The sequence below is a fragment of the Tardiphaga sp. genome (genome assembly GCF_041424195.1).
Taxonomy (GTDB): domain Bacteria; phylum Pseudomonadota; class Alphaproteobacteria; order Rhizobiales; family Xanthobacteraceae; genus Tardiphaga.
Genome location: NZ_JBGMOE010000159.1, coordinates 1 through 5849, shown reverse-complemented (window position 1 = coordinate 5849; position 5849 = coordinate 1). Strand labels below are relative to the sequence as shown.

General features: G+C 61.5%; 5 protein-coding genes. 1 reads left to right on the top strand and 4 read right to left on the bottom strand.

Annotated elements, in window-relative coordinates:
- From ACEK02_RS20385 to ACEK02_RS20370, 4 genes are all read right to left on the bottom strand, one after another.
- Positions 1 to 335, bottom strand: a 335-nt coding sequence (locus tag ACEK02_RS20385; RefSeq protein WP_371423385.1) for a CoA transferase, incomplete at its 3' end; no start/stop codon positions are given.
- 9 nt (positions 336 to 344) lie between these two features.
- A complete protein-coding gene (locus tag ACEK02_RS20380; RefSeq protein WP_371423384.1) occupies positions 345 to 1520 on the bottom strand; it encodes an acyl-CoA dehydrogenase family protein in 1176 nt (391 codons plus the stop codon).
- 66 nt (positions 1521 to 1586) lie between these two features.
- Positions 1587 to 2858, bottom strand: coding sequence for a cytochrome P450 (locus tag ACEK02_RS20375; protein ID WP_371423383.1), 1272 nt, complete (start codon positions 2856 to 2858; stop codon positions 1587 to 1589).
- Positions 2859 to 2905: 47 nt separating this feature from the next.
- On the bottom strand, positions 2906 to 4102 hold the full coding sequence (locus ACEK02_RS20370) for a cytochrome P450 (protein ID WP_371423386.1): 1197 nt from the start codon (positions 4100 to 4102) through the stop codon (positions 2906 to 2908).
- A gap of 260 nt (positions 4103 to 4362) precedes the next feature.
- On the opposite strand from ACEK02_RS20370, the gene ACEK02_RS20365 reads away from it, so the two are divergent.
- A complete protein-coding gene (locus ACEK02_RS20365) occupies positions 4363 to 5535 on the top strand; it encodes an isovaleryl-CoA dehydrogenase (RefSeq protein ID WP_371423382.1) in 1173 nt (390 codons plus the stop codon).
- The last annotated feature ends 314 nt before the right edge of the window (positions 5536 to 5849 follow it).

The following is a 5849-nucleotide window of genomic DNA, read 5'->3' as shown; positions in this document are numbered from 1 at the left end:
TCCTTGCGCAGCCGCTCGCGGGTGAAGCCGAGCTTGTCCATCGAGCCGGGCTTGAGGTTCTGCAGCAGCACGTCGGCAGTGGCGATCAGCTCTTCCATCGCCTTGCGGCCGTCCGCCGTGGCGAGATCGACCACCACGGAATCCTTGCCGCGGTTGAGCCAGACGAAATAGCTGCTCTGGCCCTTGGCGGCAGCGTCATAGCCGCGCGCAAAGTCGCCTTCGGGGCGCTCGATCTTGATCACATGCGCGCCGGCATCCGCGAGTCGCGAACTGCAGAATGGTGCAGCCACCGCCTGTTCAACGGCGATGACGGTCAATCCCTTGAGCGGCAGCATGTGTCTATCTCAATACGAGCGCGGCATGCCGAGCACATGCTCGGCCACGAAGGACAGGATCAGGTTGGTCGAGATCGGCGCCACCTGATACAGACGCGTCTCGCGGAACTTGCGCTCGACGTCGTATTCCTCGGCAAAGCCGAAGCCGCCATGGGTCTGGATACAGGCATTGGCCGCCTCGAACGACGCGTCGGCCGCAAGCATCTTGGCCATGTTGGCCTCGGCGCCGCATTCCATGCCGGCTTCGTATTTGCGCAGTGCTTCCTTCACCATTAGCTCGGCCGCGCGCATGTTTGCGTAAGCCTTGGCGATGGGGAACTGGATGCCCTGGTTCTGGCCGATCGGACGGCCGAACACCTGGCGCTCCTTGGCGTAAGCGCTCGCCTTGGCGATGAACCACTTGGCATCGCCGACGCATTCGCTGGCGATCAGGATGCGCTCGGCATTCATGCCGGAGAGGATGTAGCGGAAGCCCTTGCCCTCTTCGCCGATCAGGTTTTCCTTCGGCACCTTCATGTCGGTGAAGAACACTTCGGTGGTGGCGTGGTTCATCATGGTGCGGATCGGGCGAATCTCGAGGCCGTTCTTCTTGGCCTCCTTCATGTCCACCAGAAACACCGACAGACCGTCGGTGCGCTTCGCGGCCTGTTCCTTCGGCGTGGTGCGTGCGAGCAGCACCATCAGGTCGGAATATTCGGCGCGGCTGGTCCAGATCTTCTGGCCATTGACGATGTAGTCGCCGTTGTCGTCCTTCTTCGCCACCGTCTTCAGCGACGAGGTATCCGTCCCCGAGGTCGGCTCGGTGACGCCGAAGGCCTGCAGGCGGACTTCGCCCGAGGCGATCTTCGGCAGCCACTTGGCCTTCTGGGTGTCGTTACCATGACGCAGCACCGTGCCCATCGTATACATCTGGGCATGGCAGCCGCCGCCGTTGCAACCGGCACGCTGGATCTCTTCGAGGATCGCCGCCGCTGCGGAGAGCTTGAGGCCGGAGCCGCCATATTCCTCGGGGATCAGAACCGACAGGTAGCCGGCTTCCGTCAATGCATCGACGAAAGCCTTCGGATAGGCCATCTCGCGGTCGAGCTTGCGCCAGTATTCGCCGGGAAACTGTGCGCACAGTTTGGCGACGGCATCGCGGATGTCATGAAATTCGTCTTGTTCCGCGGCAGCATGTTTCGTCAAGGAATTGAGCTTCTCTTCTTGAGGGGAAATTATGAATCCTGACCGGCATTACGAAATCCTCCGGTCTTAGGTAATTCTAACCGGGAGGGTCTCGTAGCCTTTGACGAAGCTCGAATACACGCGCTTGGGTTCCCCCACAACTTCGATGTTCTCGAACCGTTTCAGTATCTCCTCCCAAACGATCCTCAATTGCAACTCCGCCAGGCGCATGCCCACGCAGCGGTGTATGCCAAAACCGAATGACAGGTGGATCTTCGGCCGCTTGCGGTCGATGATGAACTCGTTGGGCCGCTCGATGACCTCCTCGTCGCGGTTGCCCGAGACGTACCACATCACCACGCGGTCGCCTTTCTTGATGGTCTTGCCGCCGAGTTCGGTATCCACAAGCGCCGTGCGGCGCATATGCGCCAGCGGCGTCTGCCAGCGGATCACTTCGGGGACCATGGTCTCGATCAATGACGGATTGTCGCGCAACTTCTGATACTGGTCGGGGTTCTCGTGCAGCGCCAGCACCGAGCCGGTCATGGTGTTGCGGGTGGTATCGTTGCCGCCGACGATCAAGAGGATGATATTGCCCATCAGGGTGTCGGGATCCATGAAGCGCGTGGCGTCGCTATGCGCCATCATGGAAATCAGGTCATTCCGTGGGTCGGAATTCACGCGCTCGTTCCAGAGCTTCTGGAAATAGGCCGCGCATTCATCCATCTCGCGGCGACGTTCTTCCTCGGATGACACGATGCCGCTCTTGGGCAGGGCGGTCGACACGTCGGACCAGCGCGTCAGCTTGCGGCGCTCTTCCCACGGGAAGTCGAACAGGGTCGCCAGCATCTGCGTGGTGAGTTCGACCGAGACGCGTTCGACCCAGTCGAAGGTCTCGCCGCGCGGCAACCCGTCGAGTACCTTGCAGACGCGCCCGCGGATCAGCACCGCCATCTCGTCGAGATGATCAGGCGTGAACATCGGCGTCACGGTCTTGCGCTGCGCGCTGTGCTTCGGTTCATCCATGGCGATGAAGCTCGGCCAGTCATAGCCTTCCGGCACGTCGCGGATCGCGATGCCGCCATGCTTCACGTCGGACGAGAAGATACTGTGGCTGGTATCGACCTTCATGATGTCGTTGTACTTGGTCACCGACCAATAGGGCTCGATCGGCGCATTGGTGCAGTAATGCACGGGCTCCTCCTTGCGCAGCCGTTCGAAGAACGGCCACAGCGTATCGGTGGCGAACAGTTTCGGCGCGCCGGGATGGAAGTCCTTCAGCGGTGTCGAATAGGCGATCTCCCGCGCGACGCGCTGGATCTCGGCTTTGTCAGGATTGATCCTGGCTTGGATATTCATGACGTCTGCTCTCCAAAAATCGATCCTGACCTGTTGCGGTCAATGGTTCAGCCGGCGATCCGCACGGGCAGTGTTTCATAGCCCTTCACGAAGCTCGAAAAGACGCGGCGCGGCTCGCCGACGACCTCGATCCGCTGGAAGCGCTTCATGATCTCTTCCCACACAATCTTCAATTGAAGTTCGGCAAGTCTGAGGCCGACGCAGCGGTGGATGCCGAAGCCGAATGAGAGATGGCGGTTCGGGCGCACGCGGTCGATGATGAATTCGTTCGGGTTTTCGATGACCTCGTCATCGCGATTGCCCGAGACGTACCACATCACGACCTTGTCGCCCTTCCTGATCTGCTTGCCGCCGAGTTCGGCGTCCTGCACGGCCGTGCGCCGCATATGCGCGAGCGGCGTCTGCCAGCGGATGATCTCCGGCACCATGCTCTCGATCAGCGCGGGATTGGCGCGAAGCTTGTCGTATTCGCCGGGGAATTGATTGAGTGCATAGACGCCGCCGGACATCGAGTTGCGCGTGGTGTCGTTGCCGCCGACGATCAGCAGGATGATGTTGCCGAGGAAGTTCTCGGGATCGAGATGCCGCGTGGCCTCGCTATGCGCCATCATCGATATCAGGTCGCTCTTCGGCGGCGCGTTGAGCCGTTCCTGAAACAGCCGGCCGAAATATTCGCCGCATTCGCCGAGTTCCTTCTGGCGCTGCGCTTCGGCCTCCTCTGTCGGCGGCAGCATGGTGGCGACGTCGGACCAATGGGTGAGCTTGCGGCGGTCCTCCCAAGGGAAGTCGAACAAAGTCGCCAGCATCTGTGTGGTGAGTTCGATCGAGACGCGGTCGACCCAGTCGAAAGTCTCGTTGCGGGGCAGGGAGTCCAGCACCTCCGCAGTGCGGCTGCGGATCAGCCCCGAGAGTTCGTCCATGTGGTGCGGGGCGAACATCGGCGCCACGGTCTTGCGCTGGGCGCTGTGATGCGGCGGATCGGTGGCAATGAACATCGGCCGGCGAAACTTCACGCCGGCGTCGCGGATGGTGATGCCGCCGAATGCCGCCGCCGAGGAGTAGGTGGCGTGATTGGTCTCGACCGCCATGATGTCGTTGTACTTGGTCACCGACCAATACGGTCCGAACATGCTGTCCTTGCAGTAGTGGACGGGGTCCTCGCGGCGCAGCCGTTCGAAATAGGGCCAGAACGTATCGGTGCGGAACAGTTCGGGATTGCCGGGGTCGAACTCGTCCAGCGGCATCCCGTAAGCCTGGGCATGAGCCGCGGCTTGGGCGGATTTGCTGCTGTCGGAATCCTGGACGCGATCGAGCATCGGTTCTCTCCCCTGGCGTGCCTTCCGTGGTTGGTCCCGGAGGGCTTATTTGGATGAATTACAACCTGTTGCGCGGCCAAGAGCAAGGACCACTTTATGCCTCTTCTCAGCCCGTTCGGCCCGTGACATGGTGATTTCAATCAACAAAACCGGTGCGTTTGCGCGCCGTTCTGACCGGAGGCGACCCTGTGATTTCGAACGCTCAACGGATGTTCAATTTCGATCTCGGCGAGACCGCGGATGCGATTCGCGAGACCGTGCGTGATTTCTCGCAGAACGAGATCGCGCCGCGCGCCGAAGCCATCGACAAGACCAACCAGTTTCCGCTCGATCTCTGGCCCAAGATCGGCGCGCTCGGGCTCCACGGTATCACGGTGGAGGAAGAATTCGGCGGCGCCGGGCTCGGCTATCTCGAACATGTCATCGCAGTGGAAGAGATTTCGCGCGCCTCTGCGTCGGTGGGCCTGTCCTATGGCGCGCATTCCAACCTCTGCGTCAATCAGCTCCGCCGCAATGGTAGCGAGGCGCAGAAGCGTAAATACCTGCCGAAGCTGATCTCGGGCGAACATGTCGGGTCCCTGGCGATGTCCGAGCCGGGTTCGGGCTCTGACGTGGTGTCGATGAAGACCCGCGCCGACAAGAAGGGCGATCGCTACATTCTCAACGGCAACAAGATGTGGATCACCAACGGTCCGGTCGCCTCGACGCTGGTGGTCTACGCCAAGACCGATCCCGCGGCCGGCTCGCGCGGCATCACCGCCTTCATCATCGAGAAGGGCATGAAGGGCTTCTCGACGGCGCAGAAGCTCGACAAGCTCGGCATGCGCGGCTCGGATACCTGCGAACTCGTGTTCGAAGATTGCGAAGTCCCTGAAGAGAACGTGCTCGGCACCGTCGGCCGCGGCGTCAATGTGCTGATGTCCGGCCTCGATTATGAGCGCGCGGTGCTGGCGGCAGGGCCGCTCGGTATCATGCAGGCCTGTCTCGATGTCGCGCAGCCCTATGTGCACGAGCGCAAGCAGTTCGGCGAGCCGATCGGAAACTTCCAGCTCGTGCAGGGCAAGATCGCCGACATGTATGTCGCGCTGAGTTCGGCGCGGGCTTATGTCTATGCGGTAGCGAAAGCCTGTGATCGCGGCGAGACCACCCGCGAGGATGCCGCCGGCGCCATCCTCTATGCGTCGGAACGCGCCACGCAATGCGCCCTCGATGCGATCCAGCTGCTCGGCGGCAATGGCTATATCAACGACTATCCCACCGGCCGCCTGCTGCGCGACGCCAAACTCTACGAGATCGGCGCCGGCACCAGCGAGATCAGGCGGATGCTGATCGGGCGGGAGTTGTTTGCGAAGACGGCGTAACCCAATCTCGACCGCGTGAGACGCCAAACATTTTTTCCTATTACTATTGACAACATCCCCATCCTGATTATTTTCCCCATCGTCCTGCCCCACCGAGAGGGGCGATCGCGATCGTCACGATTGCGGGGCGGGATGCGGTGGACGCCGGAGATGCGGCGTCACGGGATGTGTGGGTAACGGCTGTCTGCGGGCAGGCCGCATCGCCTGTGGTCAGGATACCACTGGGACAGGCGGCACGGCCTGGTTGCGGATGGAACGGGCCCGCAGATCAAGTGACGGACGACCAGATTCGAAACGCGTCCGGCCCAAGAGCT

Coding starts and splice junctions, on each gene's coding strand:
- ACEK02_RS20375 (WP_371423383.1), bottom strand. CDS start 2,858: ATGAATATCCAAGCCAGGATCAATCCTGACAAAGCCGAGATCCAGCGC.
- ACEK02_RS20370 (WP_371423386.1), bottom strand. CDS start 4,102: ATGCCGCTGGACGAGTTCGACCCCGGCAATCCCGAACTGTTCCGCACC.